This is a genomic window from Aromatoleum sp. (genome assembly GCF_035254505.1).
Lineage (GTDB): Bacteria > Pseudomonadota > Gammaproteobacteria > Burkholderiales > Rhodocyclaceae > Aromatoleum.
The window spans coordinates 1-16,448 of sequence record NZ_DATFAO010000012.1 but is presented as its reverse complement, the minus strand read 5'-3'; the positions used below and the strand labels follow the sequence as shown (position 1 = coordinate 16,448).

Here is a 16,448-nt window from a genome sequence, read left to right as displayed (position 1 = left end):
CTTGTATTGTTCGCGGCCCGCGCGGGCCGCCTTCATCCCGCCATGATACCGTGCGCCGCCCTCATCGCCCGCTGCCCGTCACCTCGTCCAGGCGCAACGACAGCTCCCGGTTCTGGCGGTCTATCTCATGCAGGCGGAAGGCATCCTGCAGGCATTCGAGCAGCGCCGCGTCGTCCCAGGGCTTGGTCATGAACTTGAAGATCGCGCCGCGATTGACCGCGTCGATCACCGACGTCAGGTCGGTATAGCCGGACAGCACGATCCTCACCACGCCCGGATAAAGATCGCGCACCCGGCGCAGGAACTCGGTCCCGGTCATCTCCGTCATGCGCTGGTCGCACAAGACGACCCCGACCGGATGGCTCGCGAGGCGTTCGAAACCTTCCAGCGCCCCCGTCGCCGTAAGGACGCGGAAATCCGAGTGCCGCAGCGAGCGGCGCAGCGCCGACAGCACATGCGCTTCGTCGTCCACCACCAGCAGCACGCGCTCGGGCGGCGGCATCGGCTGGGCGGGCGGAATGCAGCGGTTTTCGCGCAACAGCGCGGCAAACTCGTCGCCCGGCAAGGCACGGCTGAAGTAGAAGCCCTGGATCTCCTCGCAGCCGAGGCCGCGCAGGAAGGCGAGCTGACCATCGGTCTCGACGCCCTCGGCGATGACCGTGAGCTTCAGGCTGTGCGCCATCCCCACCACCGCCCGCACGATCGCCGCGCTCTGCGGATTGGACGTGACGCCGGCGACGAAACTCTGGTCGATCTTGATCCGGCTCACGGGCAGGCGCTGCAGATAACTCAGCGATGAATAACCGGTCCCGAAATCGTCCAGCGCATGGCTCACGCCCTGCGACTTCAGCTCGTTGAGCGTGCGGATCACCGCGTCGGCATTGAGCAGCACCGCGCTCTCGGTGACCTCGAGCTCCAGCCAGCGGTGCTCGAGCCCGGTGTCGGCGAGCGAACGCCGCACCAGTTCTCCGACATCGCCGCTCTGGAACTGGCGGGCGGACAGATTGACCGCCATGCGGAAGGGCATCAGGCCCTCGGCCTGCCAGCGTTTCGCGCTGGCGCAGGCCTCGGCGATGACCCATTCGCCGACCGGCACGATCAGGCCGGTCGCCTCCAGCATCGGGATGAATTGCGACGGCAGCACGAGGCCATGGCCGGGGCGCTGCCAGCGCAACAGCGCCTCCGCGCCGACGACGCGCCCGCTCGCGACATCGACCTGGGGCTGGTAGTGCAGCTCCAGTTCGCCCCGTTCGAGCGCCCGGCGCAAGGCCGCCTCCACGTCGAGCTGATGGCGCGAACCGCCGTCCATGCCGGCGACGAAGAAGCGGCAGAAGCCGCTCGCTCCCTTCGCGCCCGTGCCCGCCGCCAGCACCGCCGCGTCGATCGCCTGCGCCGCGTCGCCGTCGAGCGGATGCATGGCGATGCCGACGAAGGGATCGAGGAAGACCTCGCTACCGTCGATCAGGAAGGGTTCGGCCAGCCCTTGATGCAGCTGCCACGCGATCTCCTCGACCGCGTGCAGACCTTCCGGCGGCTGCAGCAGGCAGCCGAACTCCGAGGGATTGAAGCGCCCGACCGCCGCCGTCGGCAGCAGGCTCTCCAGTCTCGCGGCCACCGTGCGCGCGAGCTGCACGCCGGCCGCCTGCCCGAGGGCCTGCAGGATCGCGTGGTAGCGGCGCAGACTCACCGCCAGCACGATGCGCTCGCCGGCTGCCGCCAGCCGTTCCGCGAGCAGCGCGCGGCCGGGGAGCCCAGTCTCCGCGTCGTAGTAGGCGAGATACTGGATCTTCGTCTCGGCCGCGAGCCGCTCCTCTTCCCGGCGCATCACGCGCAGCGCGAAGGAGATGTCCTCCGCGACCTCGTTGAGCAGCTGCAGCTCCGCGTCGAGGAAGCAACCGGGCTTCTCCGCTCCGACCACCAGCACACCGGCGACGGCGTTCTCCATCATCAGCGGCAATGCCGCCGCCGAGCGCGCGCCGACCTCGCGCAGGATGCCCTTCCAGGGCGACGCCGGACTCAGTTCCACGTCGACCTCGTTGACGATGCACGGACGCCCTTCGCGGATCACCGCACCGGACGCACTCCAGCCATCGGTGCTCTCGGCCGCACCGGCGCCCACCCGCGCGAACTCGACCGGGGCGCCGGCACGCGCCACCGCCTGCATCCGCGTTCCGCCCGGTTCGAACAGCCCGATCCAGGCGAACAGGAAACCGCCCTCCTCGACCGCCATGCGGCACGTGTTCTCGTAGAGCTCGTAGGGGTCATCGAGGCGCACGATGCTGCGGTTGATCCGGCTCAGCATCGCGTAGAGCCGCGTCAGCCGCTCCAGCTTGTCCCTCGCCGAGGCGAGATCTGCGATCGTTTTCTTGTCGGTCATGGCTACTCCGGTCCGAGGAGCTCCGCCATCAGCGCCTTCAGTTGCCAGCGATCCACCGGCTTCACGAGCACCCGCTCGACGCCGGCCGCAGCCAGCCGCGCACGCGAGGCGGCATCGTCGAGGGCCGTCACCATCACGATCGGCACGCCGCTCGCCGCCGGATCGGCCTTCAGGCGCCGCACCACCTCGAAGCCATCCATGCCCGGCATCATCAGGTCGAGCAGGACGAGGTCGGGCAGCGCGGCAGCGACGGCCGCCAGCGCAGCGGCGCCCGAATCGGCCGCCCTGACGTCGAAGCCGTCGACGCGCAGCAAGGTCTCGATCAGCTTGCGATTGCGGGGATCGTCATCGACGATCAGCACGCTGGGGGGAGCAGTCCTGGGCATGCTTGCTTACCTTCGCTCACTTACCTTCTTCTTCCAGCACGCTCGCCACCTCGACGAGGAATTCCTTGTACTGGATCGGCTTGGCGATATACGCATCGCAGCCCGCGTTCAGCATCCGCTGCTCGTCCCCCTTCATCGCAAAAGCCGTCAGCGCCACGATCCGGATGTCCCGCGTCGCCGCATCCGTCTTCAGCACGCGCGTCGCCTCCAGCCCGTCCATGCCCGGCAGCTGCATGTCCATCAGGATCAGCTGCGGGTGGTGCGCGCGCGCGAGCTCGATGCCCGCCACGGCATCCGTCGCCTGCAGGACCGCGTAGCCCGCGTGCTCGAGCAACATGGTCACGAGCTTCATGTTGGCGGGCGTGTCCTCGATGACGAGCACCGTCGTGGTCATGACATCTCCTGTTGCGGCACCGCCAGCGCACGACGCACCTCGGCGGCGAACTGTTGCTGATCGAAGGCGGCCTTTTCGACGATCGCCATCACATGTCCGTTCAGATCGGCGCGGTCGGCCGCCGTCAATTGCTTCGCCGTCACGACCACGATCGGGATGGCTGCCGTCGCCGGATCCTGCTTGAGCGCATCGACGACTTCGAAGCCGCTCATCCCCGGCATCATCAGATCGAGCACCAGCAGGTCGGGGCGTTCCCGCCGTGCTGCAGCGATGCCGTCCTCGCCGCCGTAGGCGCGCGACACGAGGTAGCCCGGTTCGGCAAGATAGGCCGCCATCAGATCGACCGCGCGGATGTCGTCATCGACGATCAACACCCTCGCCGGCGAACTCGCCGACCCGTGCAATCCGAGACTCGCGAGCGCCGCCCCCAGTTCCTCGCGGCTCACGGGCTTCTGCAGCACGTGCGCCGCCCCGAGCGAAAAACCGCGCCGGAAGTCGTCCAGGATCGAACAGATCACGACCGGCGTGTCGGCCCACGGCGAGCCCTCCTGCTTGATCCGTTCGAGGAACTCCCACCCGTCCGCGCCCGGCAGCAGGATGTCCAGCACGATCACGACCGGGCGCTCAGTCGCGCGCAGCTCCAGCGCTGCCTCGGCGCTGGCAACGCGCAGCACGTCCAGCCCTTCGGCTTCGAGCTGCACGCGCAACAAGGCCGCCGCCTCGTCGTTGTCCTCCAGCACCAGCGCGAGACGCCGGCCCTCGCGCGCCGGCCCGCTTGCGGGCGGCACCTCGCCCGCCTCCTCCGGGACGCGCCACGGCAGCCACACCGTGAAGCCGCTGCCCTCGCCCGGCCGGCTCGTCACGGCGACCGTTCCCCCGTGCAGATGCGCCATCTTCACCACCAGCGCAAGCCCCAGACCCGTGCCTTCGAAGCGGCGCGCGAGCGAGGAATCGAGCTGGCTGAAGGGCTGGAACAGGCGCGGCGCGTCCTCGGCCCGGATGCCGATGCCCGAATCCTCCACCGTCACCTCGAGGAAGTCCGAGAACCCGTCCTGCGGCAAGGGCAGACGCACGTGCAGCGGCCGGTCGGTCGTCCAGTTCTCGATCTCCGCGCGCCCGACGCGGCGTGCGCGCAGCGTCACCCCCCCCTGCTCCGGTGTGAACTTCACCGCGTTCGACAGCAGGTTGTAGAGGATCTGCTTGACCTTGCGCGGATCGACGCAGATCGCCGGCAAACCCTCCGGCACCTCATCGCGCAGCCTCACGACGTGCGCCGCCGCCTTCTCCTTGACCACCGACAGGCTGTCCGTCAGCAGCGTGCCGACTTCGACGCGCTCCAGATCGAGCTCCATCTTGCCGGCCTCGATCTTCGACAGGTCTAGGATGTCGTTGATCAGCGACAACAGGTGACGCCCGCTATTGAAAATGTCCGTGACGAACTCGCGCTGACGCGGCGGCATCTCGCCCATCAAGCCGTCCTTCAGTACTTCGGAGAAGCCGATGATCGCGTTGAGCGGCGTGCGCAGCTCGTGCGACATGTTGGCGAGGAACTCCGACTTGCGCTTGCTCGCGTCCTGCAGTTGCTGGTTGGTCTCTTCCAGCGCCGCGTTCACGAGCTCCAGCGCCCGGCCCAGCTGCCCCAGTTCGGCGGACTTCTCGCGCTCGCGCGCATGCGACTCGACGAGCCGCGTGTATAGGACGCCGCTTTCGAGCAGCAGCATCATGAGCACGAAGCTCGCCGCGATCAGGCCGTAGATCCGGCCGGCGTAAAAGCCGAGGTCGAAACGCCCGGCATTGAGCACCGCGGCCAGCGCGATGTCGAGCATCCACACGAAGGCGACCACCATCAGCCACAGGTCGAGGACCGAATGCGGGCGACGGCGCCACAGCACGATCAAGGCCATCAAGCTGAAGGCCCAGGTGCTGGAGACCACCGCGATCATCGTCGGCGTATAGCGGTTACCGGTCATGATCGCGGGCATGTGTTCATGGCCCGATGTCGCCAGGGCGCCGAGCGTGGCCACGAGCGCCACCACCGCGACGACGCTGCCGCCGATCACCGCCCTCGAACCGCGCCTGCTGCCGCCCGCCCTCGGCATCTTGCCCTTCAGCTCCGCGTAGGCGATCACGAAGAGCGGGAAGCCGCCATGCCAGAACATGTACAACCACGCGGTCGTCTGCGGCCCGCCGCCGAGCACGCCCTGGTCCGCAAAGAGGCCGGGAAAGCTCAAGGCGTGCAGGATGGCCATCAAGGCCGTGTAGAGATAACCCGCGGCCAGCACCACCAGGCCCGTGGAGCGCAGGATGTAAAACTGGCCGAAAAGCAGTCCCGCCGTGATCAGGTCGAAGACCACGAAAGCGGACTGGTAGACCGGGATGAACGCCCAGACCTTCGGCAGCTGCACCTGGGCGAAAGGCACGGCGGCAGCAAAGAAGGCCAGGGACACACCAATCACCACGAGCGCCAGCCGGTGCTGGGCGCGATCGGGCTGTACGGTGGCTAAGAAGGCCGGTGGCTCATTACCAAACCCGTGCTGCATGACACCTCTGCTCGACCGGCGACACCTGCTTCCTCCTCGTGTCGAGCGGTCATCGGAAAGAATCGGTCCATTGCCGACGGAACACCACGATGCGGCATCGACCGGAACCGGCTTCCGACACTGGCCGCCCACACGGTATTTCCATTCCCCCTCGGCAGTACCGGACGATTCCGATTTCCCTTAGCAGGATAGCCATTGGCAATGCCATTAGCAATGGCGCTCGCCGCGCGGAATGGGGCATATTCCCCACACAAACGGGATCGGCCGCGAATTACAAGCCAATGATTCGAAATGACATTACTGTGCGCATGGGCATATACGGCTAATCGGACGCGAGTAGTTCGCGAAACTGGAAGGCATTGCGCACGCCGTCGTCGCCATGACAATTGTTGAACAGCACGTGGACGCGCCGGGCCCGCTGCGCGAGCGCGCGGACCGGACCGATGAATTCACGCAGCTCGGCCTCGTTGTAGCGATAGTCGAAGCGATCGGCCGCCGAACGCGCGCCCTTCGCGAGCCACGCCTCGACGTTGCGCCCGTGCAGCCGAAAGATCGCTCCGGCGGACGAAGTCACCTCCCACACCTGCGGAACGCTCGCCGCGCCCGCCTGCGGCTCATCGACGACGACGTGGACGAGACCCTGCTCGCGCAGAAAGGCCAGCACCGATTCGCGATGCCTGTCGTCGAACCACGAACGGTGCCGGAACTCCACCGCTGCGGCGTAAGGCGCCAGTTCGGCGACGCAATGCAGGATGTGCTCCAGATTCGACGGCCGATAGACGTACCAGGGCGGAAACTGCAGCAGGATGGTGCCGAGCTTGCCCGCCGCATCCAGGGGCCGCAGCGCGAGCGTAAAGCGCCGCCACAGCTCCTCAGTCAGCTCACGCGGCACGTCGGCGCCATAGACGCGCTCCTTGGCCACCGTCCCGAGCGCCTCACGGACGTCCGGCGGCAGCGCCGACAAGGGGGTCGGGTGGCCGGTGAAGAGCCGGTAGGCCTTGATGTCGAAGACGAAGTCGTCGGGCGTGCGCTCGGCCCACAAGGTCGCGTTGCGCGGGTTCGGCAAGGCGTAAAAGGAACTATCCACCTCGACGACCGGAAACTGCGACGCATAGTACCTGAGCCGTCCCTCGGCCCCCTTGGCGCCCTCCGGGTACCAGCCGGATTCGATCAGCGTCGGATCGGTCCACGAGGCCGTTCCCACCAGGATGGAGTCCATGATCTACGCCCTCCTCCGCTCATCATGCCGTCGATGGCACCCGAATCGAAGTCCGGATGTGTGAGCCAAGGTTGCAGGCGCCCGGGCGAGCGCCCCGCCTGCGGTTGGCGCCATGCCACGGTCGCAATCGATCGCTTTCGTCCGGTCCCTTGATTTTCGCAGCAGACCACTAGCGTGCGTCGAGCCCGCGCCGATACTGGATCGCTTCCGCGAGATGCGTCGTGCCAACGCGCTCTGCGCCGGCCAGGTCGGCGATCGTGCGCGCGACCTTCAGGATGCGGTGGTAGCCGCGCGCCGACAGGTTCAGCCGCCGAACCGCCTGGTCGAGCAAGCCCTGCCCCGCGCTGTCCGGCGCGCATAGCGCATCGACACGTCCCGCGGGGAGCTGGCTGTTCGGCACGCCCTGGCGTTCGCGCTGGATCGCCCACGCGCGCCCTACGCGCTCGCGCACCGTGCCGCTCGCTTCACCGGCCGGCTGCGCGACGAGCTCCGCGTGATCGAGCAGCGGCACCTCGATCGTGATGTCCATCCGGTCGAGCAAGGGGCCGGAGAGCCGCCCGCGATAGCGCGCGACCTGATCCGGCGTGCACCGACACTGTCCGCGCGGATTGCCCGCATGCCCGCAAGGGCAGGGATTCATCGCCGCGACGAGCTGGAAGCGCGCCGGAAACTCCGCCCGTTGGCGCGAGCGCGACACCGTCACGACGCCGGTCTCGAGTGGTTCGCGCAGCGCCTCGAGCACACGGCGATTGAACTCGGGCAACTCGTCGAGGAAGAGCACCCCATGGTGCGCGAGACTGATTTCGCCGGGCCGCGGCGTCGAACCACCGCCCACCAGCGCCGGCGCCGAGGCCGAGTGATGCGGCGCCCGATAGGCGCGACGGCGCCAGCGCGACGCATCGAAGCCGCCCTCGACCGACTGGATCGCCGCGCTCTCGAGCGCCTCGGCATCGTCCATCGGCGGCAGCAGGCCCGGCAGGCGACGCGCGAGCATCGACTTGCCGGTGCCGGGCGGGCCGAACATCAGCAAGGAATGCTGTCCCGCCGCCGCGACTTCGAGTGCCCGGCGCGCCTGCAGTTGTCCTTTGACGTCCGCGAGATCCGCGTCGGCGTCGGCCGCACCGGCGATCTGCGGCGCGGGATGCGGCTCGAGCTTGGTGTGGCCGTTCAGATGTGCGCACACAGCCAGCAGGCTCGCGGCGGGGAGGATCTTCGCGCCGGTCGCGAGCGCCGCCTCGTCGGCGTTGACCGCCGGCAGAACCAGCGCGCGCCCCGCACGTGCGTTCGCGAGCGCCATCGATAGCGCGCCGCGCACCGGACGCAGGCTGCCGTCGAGCGACAGTTCGCCGACGAACTCATGCTGCGCGAGCGCCGCCGCCTCGACCTGGCCCGACGCGACGAGGATGCCCAGCGCGATCGGCAGGTCGAAGCGTCCGCCCTCCTTAGGCAGGTCGGCCGGCGCGAGATTGACGGTGATGCGGCGTTGCGGGAATTCGAACTGCGACGTGACGATCGCCGCGCGCACGCGGTCGCGCGCCTCGCGTACCTCGGTGTCGGGGAGCCCGACGAGGTTGAATGCGGGCAGACCGTTGGCGAGATGGACTTCGACCGTGACCTCTGGCGCGCCGAGACCGGCGAGCGCCCGGGTACGGATCAGGGCGAGCGACATTGTGACCTCCGGGAGACTTGCAGCAGTCTACCGGAGGTCACGATAATGACAAAACGTTATTCCAGAATGCTGGCACGCGGCTCGTCGTTCGCGCCGGATCAAGCCTCGCCGCGCGCACGCGCGAGTTCGCGCTCGAGTCCGGCCACCCGATCTTCGAGTTCGGCGAGCTTCTGGCGCGTGTGGGCGAGCAGTTCGCGCTGCACGTCGAATTCCTCGCGCGTAACGAGGTCCAGGCGGCCGAACATGCTGCCCAGCAGCGCCTTGGCGTTCTTTTCGAAATCCCGCGCAGGATTGCTCGCGGCGAGTTCCGAGAGCTTGGAGCCGATGTCGTCGAGGATGCGCGGACCTGCCATGAGGGGCCTCAGATGCGTTTCGGAAAGGCAAGAAGTCTAGCACGGCCTTCGGCACATCGAGCCTCTGCACACTGACGGTGCCTGCTTGGGGCCGCACGAGGCGGCAACGCACTGTTTTCGCACCACGACGGCTCACGGACGCACTGCAATGGTGCAAGCGCCGGGGCCGCCGTGTGCGACTGCACAAAAGTCGTATACCGGAACGGGTTACACCGGACCTCTTATTCTTTTCTTATCAACGACTTGAATCGAGTATTCGCCAACTGGCACGGCGCGTGCATAGCAGTCATTGCCAAAAATCATCTCGTCAAGGAGTCCAATATGAACAAGCGTATCCTCGCGACCGCAGTCCTTGCAGCGCTCCCACTGCTCTCCGCCGGCTCCGCCTTCGCCGAAGAGGCCGCCGACAACCCGGTGACGGCCAACGTTTCGCTGGTGTCCGACTACGCCTACCGCGGCATCAGCCAGACCGACGAGAAGATGGCGCTGCAGGGCGGCTTCGACTACGCGCATTCGAGCGGCCTGTACGTCGGCGTGTGGGGCTCGAACGTGTCCTGGATCCGCGACTCCGAAGACGCCGCACGCGATGCCGGCGCGAGCTTCAAGTCCTCGCATAACAGCCTCGAAGTCGACGTGTACGGCGGCTACAAGGGCACGATCGGCGACTTCGGCTACGACGTCGGCCTGCTGCAATACGTCTATCCGGGCCGCTACACGAAGACCTGGCGCGACTCCGTCGCCAAGCGCCCGGACACGCTCGAAGGCTATGTCGGCCTGTCGTACAAGTTCCTGACCTTCAAGTACTCGCACGCCTTCACGAATCTCTTCGGCGCGCCGGACTCGGACGGCTCCAAGTATCTCGACCTGTCAGCGGCCTACGAGATCGCCGACGGCTGGACCCTCAACGCCCACTTCGGCCGCCAGGTCATCGCCGGCCCGGCCGAGTCGTACAACGACTGGAAGATCGGCGTAACCAAGGCGATTGCGGGCGTGACCCTCGGTCTGCACTACGTCGACACCGACATCAACCATGTCGATATCGCCGAGCCGCGCGTGATCTTCAGCGTCGCGAAGTCGTTCTGATTGCGCTCCGCCGCGGGGCCAGCGCCCCGCTTGATTGAAAGGAAACCAACATGAAATTCGTCACAGCCATCATCAAGCCGTTCAAGCTCGACGAAGTGCGCGAAGCGCTCTCGGCGATCGGCGTGCAGGGCATCACGGTCACCGAGGTCAAGGGCTTCGGTCGCCAGAAGGGTCATACCGAGCTGTATCGCGGCGCCGAATACGTCGTCGACTTCCTCCCCAAGGTGAAGATCGAGGCGGCCGTGCGCAGCGAGCTGCTTGACCAGGTCATCGAGGCGATCGAGAAGGCCGCCGCGACCGGCAAGATCGGCGACGGCAAGATCTTCGTCTTCGATCTCGAGCAGGCCATCCGCATCCGGACCGGCGAAACCGGCACCGACGCGCTGTAAGGGGAACGCCATGAAAAAACTATTCGCAGTCCTGCTGACGATACTGGCGATGGCCTTCACCGGCCTCGCCTTCGCCGATGACGCGCCCGCCGCCGCCACTGCCGACGCTGCGGCCGCCGCCGCCCCGGCTGCGGCGCCCGCACCGACGGTCAACAAGGGCGACACCGCCTGGATGCTGATCTCCACGGCGCTCGTCGCCTTCATGTCGATCCCCGGCCTCGCACTGTTCTACGGCGGTCTCGTGCGCTCGAAGAACATGCTGTCGGTGCTGATGCAGGTCTTCGTGATCTTCTCGCTGATGATCGTGCTGTGGTTCATCTATGGCTACAGTCTCGCCTTCACCGAGGGCAACGCCTTCTTCGGCGGGCTATCGAAGGTCTTCCTGAAGGGCATCACGGTCGACTCCGTCGCAGCCACCTTCAGCAAGGGTGTCGCGATCCCCGAGTTCGTCTATGTCGTGTTCCAGGCGACCTTCGCGGCGATCACCCCGGCCCTGATCATCGGCGCCTTCGCCGAGCGGATGAAATTCACCGCCGTGCTGCTCTTCATGGTGATCTGGTTCACCTTCTCCTACCTCCCGATGGCCCACATGGTGTGGTACTGGGCGGGCCCGGATGCCTACACGGACGCTGCCGCGGGTGAAGCGGCTGCCGCGACCGCAGGCTTCCTGTTCCAGAAGGGCGCGCTCGACTTCGCCGGCGGCACCGTGGTGCATATCAACGCCGCCGTCGCCGGTATCGTCGGTGCCTTCATGATCGGCAAGCGCGTCGGCTACGGCCGCGAATCGATGGCTCCGCACTCGCTGACGATGACCATGATCGGTGCCTCGATGCTGTGGGTGGGCTGGTTCGGCTTCAACGCCGGGTCCAACCTCGAAGCCAACGGCCTGACCGCGATGGCCTTCCTGAACACGATGGTCGCGACCGCCGCCGCGGCCCTGTCCTGGATGTTCGCCGAATGGATGATGAAGGGTAAGCCCTCGCTGCTGGGCGCCGCTTCGGGTGCCGTCGCCGGCCTCGTGGCGATCACCCCGGCTTGCGGCTGGGTCGGCCCGATGGGCGGCCTCGTGATCGGGCTCCTTGCCGGCGTGGTCTGCCTGTGGGGTGTCAATGGCCTGAAGCGCATGCTCGGCGCCGACGACGCGCTCGACGTGTTCGGCGTGCATGGCGTGGGCGGCATCCTCGGCGCGATGCTGACCGGCGTGTTCGTCGATCCGGATCTGGGCGGCACCGGGGTGTACGACTACGTCGCGAACGCGGTCGGCTCCTTCGACCTCGCCGCACAGGTCGCGAGCCAGGCCTGGGGCGTCGGTGTCGCGATCGTCTGGTCGGCCGTCGTCTCGGTCATCGCCTACAAGATCGTCGATCTGCTGGTCGGTCTGCGTGTGCCGGAAGATCAGGAACGCGAAGGCCTCGACATCACGTCGCACGGCGAAACCGCCTATCACCTGTAATTCGGGCATCAAGGCAAGCCGGGCCGCTCCACCCGGCATGCAAGGACGGGCACCCTTCGGGGTGCCCGTTTTCGTTCACGCCACCGAAACGAAAACAGGGCGCCCGAGAGCGCCCTGTTCTGGTGCGATGGAGTCCGCTGTTCAGCGGAACACGATGGTCTTGTTCCCGTGCAGCAGCACGCGTCCTTCGAGGTGGTAGCGCAGGCCGCGCGCGAGCACCGTCTTCTCGATGTCCTTGCCGTAGCGCACCATGTCGTCGACCGAATCGGAATGATCGATGCGGATCACGTCCTGCTCGATGATCGGGCCCTGGTCGAGCTCGGCGGTGACGTAGTGGCAGGTCGCCCCGATCAGCTTCACGCCCTTCGCCCAGGCCTGATGGTAGGGCTTCGCGCCGACAAAGCTCGGCAGGAAGCTGTGGTGGATGTTGATGATGCGCCCCGGGTACGCTGCGCACAGGTCGGGCGCGAGCACCTGCATGTAGCGCGCGAGCACCATCGTGTCGCCGCGCACTTCCTCGAAGATGCGGCGCACTTCGGCGTAAGCCGAAATCTTGTTGTCGGGCGTCACCGGCACATGATGGAAGGGAATGCCGTGCCACTCGACGAAGCCGCGGAAGGTGTCGTGGTTCGAGATCACGCAGGCGATCTCGACGTCGAGCTCCTTCGACTGCCAGCGCGCCAACAGATCGTAGAGGCAGTGTTCCTGCTTCGACACGAGCACGACGACGCGTTTCTTGACGGCCGAGTCGGTGATCGTCCAGTCCATCTCGAGCTCTTCGGCGAGCGGACGGAAGCGTTCGCGGAATTCGGCGAGGTGGAAGGGCAGCGAGGAGGCCTTGATCTCGATGCGCATGAAGTAGCGCCCGATGGCCTCGGCCTCGCTTGCGTCGACGCGGGGAGGCTCGGCGTGCAGCGAGGTCTCGAGGATCCAGCCGTTGTGCTCGGCGATGAAGCCCGACACGCGCGCGACGATGCCGACGCGGTCGGGGCAGGACGCCGACAGGGTAAAGAAGCGTTCGCGGTGCATCGCGGGAGCCCGTCAGGCGACGCGCGCGAAAGCCTTGTCGATCTCGCGCCGCAGTTCCGGGTAGCTGCGTGTGACCGGGAACTGCGGGAATTCGCGGATCACGTTTTCCGGCGGATGGAACAGGATGCCGCCGTGGGCTTCGCCCAGCATCGCCGTGTCGTTGTACGAGTCGCCCGCGGCAACGACGGTGAGCTTCAACTCCTTGAAGCGCTTGACCGCCTCGCGCTTCTGGTCCGGCATGCGCAGGCGGTAGTCGACGAGCATGCCCTGCTCGTCGGCGACGAGCGAGTGGCACAGCAGCGTCGGCCAGCCGAGCTGCTTCATCAGCGGCTTGGCGAATTCCTGGAAGGTGTCGGACAGGATCACGACCTGATAGCTCGAACGCAGGTCGTCGAGGAAGTCGCGCGCGCCGGGCATCGGGCCCATGCTGGCGATGACGTCCTGGATGTCCGGCAGGCCCAGCTTCCTTTCCGCGAGGAGGTTCAGCCGGTACTTCATCAGCGTGTCGTAGTTCGGCTCGTCGCGCGTCGTGCGACGCAGCTCGGGAATGCCGGTACGCTCGGCGAATTCGATCCAGATTTCGGGAACCAGCACACCTTCGAGGTCGAGACAGACGATCTGCACGGGCAATATTCCTGTAGCGGCGATGGGCAAAGACCGGATTCTAACAGTCGGGAAGCGGCACGTGCCGGCTTGGCGTCGCGCAGCGCGAGACGGCCGTCAGGACAACGGCATCGGGGCGTGCCGACCGTGTAACAAAAATTTTTTTCTTGTATCCGGGAACTGGGAATTATTGCCTGCTGTCTCTGACATTAGGCCCTATAATGTGGGCAATGGTGTAACCCTTTGGCCCCGATGGAGGCCATTTTCGGGGCTGCTTCGGCAGCCCCGCTTTTCTGTCTACGGCCAGGATTTCGTTACACGTTTACACGACGAGATTGCGCACCCGCAGCCCTTGGGTCGCAAGCAGCGTCAGCAGCGCACGCTGATGATCGAGGTCCCGCGTCTCCATCTGCAGGATCACCTCGGTCATGCCCACCGGTACATGCAATTCGCCACGCCGATGTTCCACGTGGCGGACGTTCATCCCGAGTTCCGCGACCGTCTTCAAGAGTCCCAGCAACTGCCCCGGTGCGTCCGAGATCGTCACCGCGACGCACATCAGCCGGCCGCTCGACGCGAGACCGTAGTCGATCGAACGTCCGACGAGCGTCATGTCCACGTTGCCGCCCGAAATTACGACCACGGCGCGGTCGTCGGGCGCCAGCACGATCTTCTTCTGCATCAGCGCGGCGAGCCCGACCACGCCCGCGCCTTCGCCGATCGTGCGGGTGCGTTCGAGCAGCGTGACGATGGCTTCGGCGATCGCGTTGTCGTCGACGGTGACGATCTCGTCGACGTAGCGCGCGATGACCTGGCGCGTGAGCAGTCCCGGCCGCTTGACCTTGATGCCGTCGGCGATGGTGTGGGCGCCGGGCGGCACTTCCTCGAGCGCCCCGTCGCGCAGGAAGGTACGCCACGGGGCGACCGCCTCGGTCTGCACGCCGATCACGCGGATCGCCGGATTCTGCAGCTTGAGTGCGAGCGCAACGCCGGAGATGAGCCCGCCGCCGCCGAGCGGCACGATCGCGACCGTCATGTCCGGCGCGTCTTCGAGCATCTCCAAGCCGCAGCTCGCCTGGCCGGCGATCACGTCCCAGTCGTCGTAGGGGTGCAGGAAGGCGAGGTCTTCTTCCTTCGCGAGACGACGCGCTTCGTCGGCCGCGACTTCGAGGTTGTCGCCGACGAGGCGCACGTCGGCACCGAGCTTGCGGCAGGACTGGATTTTGGTGAGCGGCGCGTTGCTCGGCATCACGACCACCGCGCGCAGCCCGCATTGGGCGGCGGCGCGTGCGACGCCCTGCGCGTGGTTGCCGGCCGAAGCCGCGACGACGCCGGTCGGCGGCGTGTCGGAGTCGAGCAGGCGGCCGATCTTGTGCGTCGCGCCGCGCAGCTTGAAGGAGCCCGTGCGTTGCAGGTTTTCGAGCTTGAGCCGCAACGGCACGCCGAGTTCTTCGGATAGCGGGTCGTTCTGCCACTGCACGGTGCGGATCACGGCGTCGCGGATGCGATCGTGGGCGAGACGCAGGGCCGCGAGATCGAGCGGCAGGGAAATCGGTGACATTGTGGGTCCTCGTTGGGGCGCTTGTGGCGCAAGGGATCAATTAAGCCGCAAAACAGTGCAAAACGCCCGCTGCATCGCCGCACGGCGCGGCGCGGCCGCGATAGACTCATGCACCTTTAGCCGGCATCCCTCCGATGATCAAACTGATCCGCGTCGAGCAGCTCGCCCCGGGCATGTACATCCACGATCTGAACTGCGACTGGACCGATCACGATTTCGTCCGCAACCAGTTCCTCGTGAGCGATGCGCAGACGGTGATGTCGGTGCGCGAAATCGGCGTCCACGAGATCTATATCGACACCTCGCGTGGCGACGACGTGGCGGACGCCCCGACCGAAGACGACCGGCGCAGCGAACTCGATGCGGCACTGGGCGACATCGCGGCGGCGCCGCAGCCACGCGTCCAACGCGTGTCACGCGACGTGGAAATCCAGCGCGCGCGCCGATTGCAGGGCGAAGCGGAGCAGATCGTGCGGGATCTCATGGGCGACGTGCGGATCGGCAGGCAGATCGAGCTGGAGAAGGTCGAACCGCTGGTCGAGAAGATCGTCAGCTCGATCTTCCGCCAGCCCGACGCGCTGCTGCCGCTGCTGCACCTGAAGGATCACGACGACTACACGTTCATGCACTCGGTGTCGGTGTGCGCGCTGCTGACGAGCTTCGCGCGCACGCTCGAGCTGCCACGCGAGGTCATCAAGGAGATCTCAATCGGCGCACTATTGCATGACGTCGGCAAGGCGAAGGTGCCCGACGGCATCCTCAACAAGCCTGCCAAGCTGACCGAGGCCGAGTTCGACAAGATGAAGTCGCACGTCGTGCAGAGCAAGCTCATCCTGCAGCACACGCCGGGCATCAGCGAGATCGCCCTCGACGTCGCCGCTCAGCACCATGAGCGCTACGACGGCACGGGCTATCCGAACAAGCTCAAGGGCAGCGAGATCAGTCTGTACGGTCAGATGGGGGCGATCGTCGACGTCTACGACGCGATCACGTCGAACCGCGTCTATCACAAGGGGATGCCGCCGACGCAGGCACTGAGGAAGCTCCTCGAATGGAGCAAGTACCACTTCGACCCGAAGCTCGTGCACGCCTTCATCCGCTCGGTCGGCATCTATCCGAGCGGTTCGCTGGTGCGCCTGGAAAGCGGCAAGCTCGCGGTGGTGCAGGCGCAGAACAGCGAGCACCTGCTGCAGCCGACGGTGCTCGTGATGTTCGACGCGCTCAGGCGTTGCTACGTGCCGCCGCATCTCCTCGACTTGGCAAAGTCGAGCAACGTGATCATCGAACACGAAGACTTCGACAAGTGGCAGATCGATCCGGAGAGGTGGATCGCGGCCGGCTGAGCGGCAACCGCGTTCAGTCGGCGGGCAGCGACTCCAGCGTTTCGGAGAT

At 66.5% G+C, this 16,448-nt stretch carries 14 protein-coding genes; 4 read left to right on the top strand and 10 right to left on the bottom strand.

Features of this window, described 5'->3' with window-relative positions; genetic code table 11:
• Positions 1-61 precede the first annotated feature (61 nt).
• The 7 genes from VJ673_RS01515 to VJ673_RS01485 form a co-directional block, all read right to left on the bottom strand.
• Positions 62-2,377 (bottom strand): EAL domain-containing protein, encoded by a 2,316-nt coding sequence (locus tag VJ673_RS01515; RefSeq protein WP_324124245.1) that lies wholly within the window; start codon positions 2,375-2,377, stop codon positions 62-64.
• A gap of 2 nt (positions 2,378-2,379) precedes the next feature.
• Positions 2,380-2,763, bottom strand: coding sequence for a response regulator (locus tag VJ673_RS01510; RefSeq protein ID WP_324124244.1), 384 nt, complete (start codon positions 2,761-2,763; stop codon positions 2,380-2,382).
• A 16-nt stretch (positions 2,764-2,779) separates the two neighbouring features.
• A complete protein-coding gene (locus VJ673_RS01505; RefSeq protein WP_324124243.1) occupies positions 2,780-3,157 on the bottom strand; it encodes a response regulator in 378 nt (125 codons plus the stop codon).
• Positions 3,154-5,697 (bottom strand): response regulator, encoded by a 2,544-nt coding sequence (locus tag VJ673_RS01500; RefSeq protein ID WP_324124242.1) that lies wholly within the window; start codon positions 5,695-5,697, stop codon positions 3,154-3,156. Before VJ673_RS01500 ends, VJ673_RS01505 begins: the two co-directional genes overlap by 4 nt.
• Before the next feature lie 322 nt (positions 5,698-6,019).
• Positions 6,020-6,916, bottom strand: a complete 897-nt coding sequence (locus VJ673_RS01495) for a DUF72 domain-containing protein (RefSeq protein WP_324124241.1) — start codon at positions 6,914-6,916, stop codon at positions 6,020-6,022.
• A 169-nt stretch (positions 6,917-7,085) separates the two neighbouring features.
• The gene (locus VJ673_RS01490) at positions 7,086-8,585 is read right to left on the bottom strand and encodes a YifB family Mg chelatase-like AAA ATPase (protein WP_324124240.1); all 1,500 of its coding nucleotides are present in this window, start codon (positions 8,583-8,585) and stop codon (positions 7,086-7,088) included.
• Positions 8,586-8,683: 98 nt separating this feature from the next.
• Positions 8,684-8,938 carry an accessory factor UbiK family protein gene (locus tag VJ673_RS01485; RefSeq protein ID WP_324124238.1) on the bottom strand — a complete coding sequence of 85 codons (255 nt, stop codon included), beginning with the start codon at positions 8,936-8,938 and terminating at the stop codon, positions 8,684-8,686.
• A 321-nt stretch (positions 8,939-9,259) separates the two neighbouring features.
• On the opposite strand from VJ673_RS01485, the gene VJ673_RS01480 reads away from it, so the two are divergent.
• Genes VJ673_RS01480 through VJ673_RS01470 form a run of 3 tightly spaced genes read left to right on the top strand, consistent with a single transcriptional unit; the run spans position 9,260 to position 11,863 of the window.
• Entirely contained in the window at positions 9,260-10,021 is a 762-nt protein-coding gene (locus VJ673_RS01480) for a TorF family putative porin (RefSeq protein ID WP_324124237.1), read from the top strand.
• Between the two features lie 50 nt (positions 10,022-10,071).
• Positions 10,072-10,410 carry a P-II family nitrogen regulator gene (gene glnK / locus VJ673_RS01475; RefSeq protein WP_015437999.1) on the top strand — a complete coding sequence of 113 codons (339 nt, stop codon included), beginning with the start codon at positions 10,072-10,074 and terminating at the stop codon, positions 10,408-10,410.
• 10 nt (positions 10,411-10,420) lie between these two features.
• Positions 10,421-11,863: an ammonium transporter gene (locus tag VJ673_RS01470; protein WP_324124236.1), complete on the top strand. Its 1,443-nt coding sequence runs from the start codon at positions 10,421-10,423 to the stop codon at positions 11,861-11,863.
• Between the two features lie 141 nt (positions 11,864-12,004).
• On the opposite strand, the gene purU is transcribed toward VJ673_RS01470, so the two are convergent.
• From purU to ilvA, 3 genes are all read right to left on the bottom strand, one after another.
• On the bottom strand, positions 12,005-12,892 hold the full coding sequence (purU, locus tag VJ673_RS01465) for a formyltetrahydrofolate deformylase (RefSeq protein ID WP_324124235.1): 888 nt from the start codon (positions 12,890-12,892) through the stop codon (positions 12,005-12,007).
• Positions 12,893-12,904: 12 nt separating this feature from the next.
• The gene (gene thrH / locus VJ673_RS01460) at positions 12,905-13,516 is read right to left on the bottom strand and encodes a bifunctional phosphoserine phosphatase/homoserine phosphotransferase ThrH (RefSeq protein ID WP_324124234.1); all 612 of its coding nucleotides are present in this window, start codon (positions 13,514-13,516) and stop codon (positions 12,905-12,907) included.
• Positions 13,517-13,817: 301 nt separating this feature from the next.
• Entirely contained in the window at positions 13,818-15,056 is a 1,239-nt protein-coding gene (gene ilvA, locus VJ673_RS01455; protein WP_324124233.1) for a threonine ammonia-lyase, read from the bottom strand.
• 134 nt (positions 15,057-15,190) lie between these two features.
• Here ilvA and VJ673_RS01450 point away from each other — a divergent pair, with 134 nt between their 5' ends.
• Entirely contained in the window at positions 15,191-16,399 is a 1,209-nt protein-coding gene (locus VJ673_RS01450; protein WP_324124231.1) for an HD-GYP domain-containing protein, read from the top strand.
• The last annotated feature ends 49 nt before the right edge of the window (positions 16,400-16,448 follow it).

What these genes read in the sequence shown, in the direction of transcription:
- VJ673_RS01515 (WP_324124245.1), bottom strand. Translation starts at nt 2,377, where the DNA reads ATGACCGACAAGAAAACGATCGCAGATCTCGCCTCGGCGAGGGACAAG.
- VJ673_RS01510 (WP_324124244.1), bottom strand. Translation starts at nt 2,763, where the DNA reads ATGCCCAGGACTGCTCCCCCCAGCGTGCTGATCGTCGATGACGATCCC.
- VJ673_RS01505 (WP_324124243.1), bottom strand. Translation starts at nt 3,157, where the DNA reads ATGACCACGACGGTGCTCGTCATCGAGGACACGCCCGCCAACATGAAG.
- VJ673_RS01500 (WP_324124242.1), bottom strand. Translation starts at nt 5,697, where the DNA reads ATGCAGCACGGGTTTGGTAATGAGCCACCGGCCTTCTTAGCCACCGTA.
- VJ673_RS01495 (WP_324124241.1), bottom strand. Translation starts at nt 6,916, where the DNA reads ATGGACTCCATCCTGGTGGGAACGGCCTCGTGGACCGATCCGACGCTG.
- VJ673_RS01490 (WP_324124240.1), bottom strand. Translation starts at nt 8,585, where the DNA reads ATGTCGCTCGCCCTGATCCGTACCCGGGCGCTCGCCGGTCTCGGCGCG.
- VJ673_RS01485 (WP_324124238.1), bottom strand. Translation starts at nt 8,938, where the DNA reads ATGGCAGGTCCGCGCATCCTCGACGACATCGGCTCCAAGCTCTCGGAA.
- VJ673_RS01480 (WP_324124237.1), top strand. Translation starts at nt 9,260, where the DNA reads ATGAACAAGCGTATCCTCGCGACCGCAGTCCTTGCAGCGCTCCCACTG.
- glnK (WP_015437999.1), top strand. Translation starts at nt 10,072, where the DNA reads ATGAAATTCGTCACAGCCATCATCAAGCCGTTCAAGCTCGACGAAGTG.
- VJ673_RS01470 (WP_324124236.1), top strand. Translation starts at nt 10,421, where the DNA reads ATGAAAAAACTATTCGCAGTCCTGCTGACGATACTGGCGATGGCCTTC.
- purU (WP_324124235.1), bottom strand. Translation starts at nt 12,892, where the DNA reads ATGCACCGCGAACGCTTCTTTACCCTGTCGGCGTCCTGCCCCGACCGC.
- ilvA (WP_324124233.1), bottom strand. Translation starts at nt 15,056, where the DNA reads ATGTCACCGATTTCCCTGCCGCTCGATCTCGCGGCCCTGCGTCTCGCC.
- VJ673_RS01450 (WP_324124231.1), top strand. Translation starts at nt 15,191, where the DNA reads ATGATCAAACTGATCCGCGTCGAGCAGCTCGCCCCGGGCATGTACATC.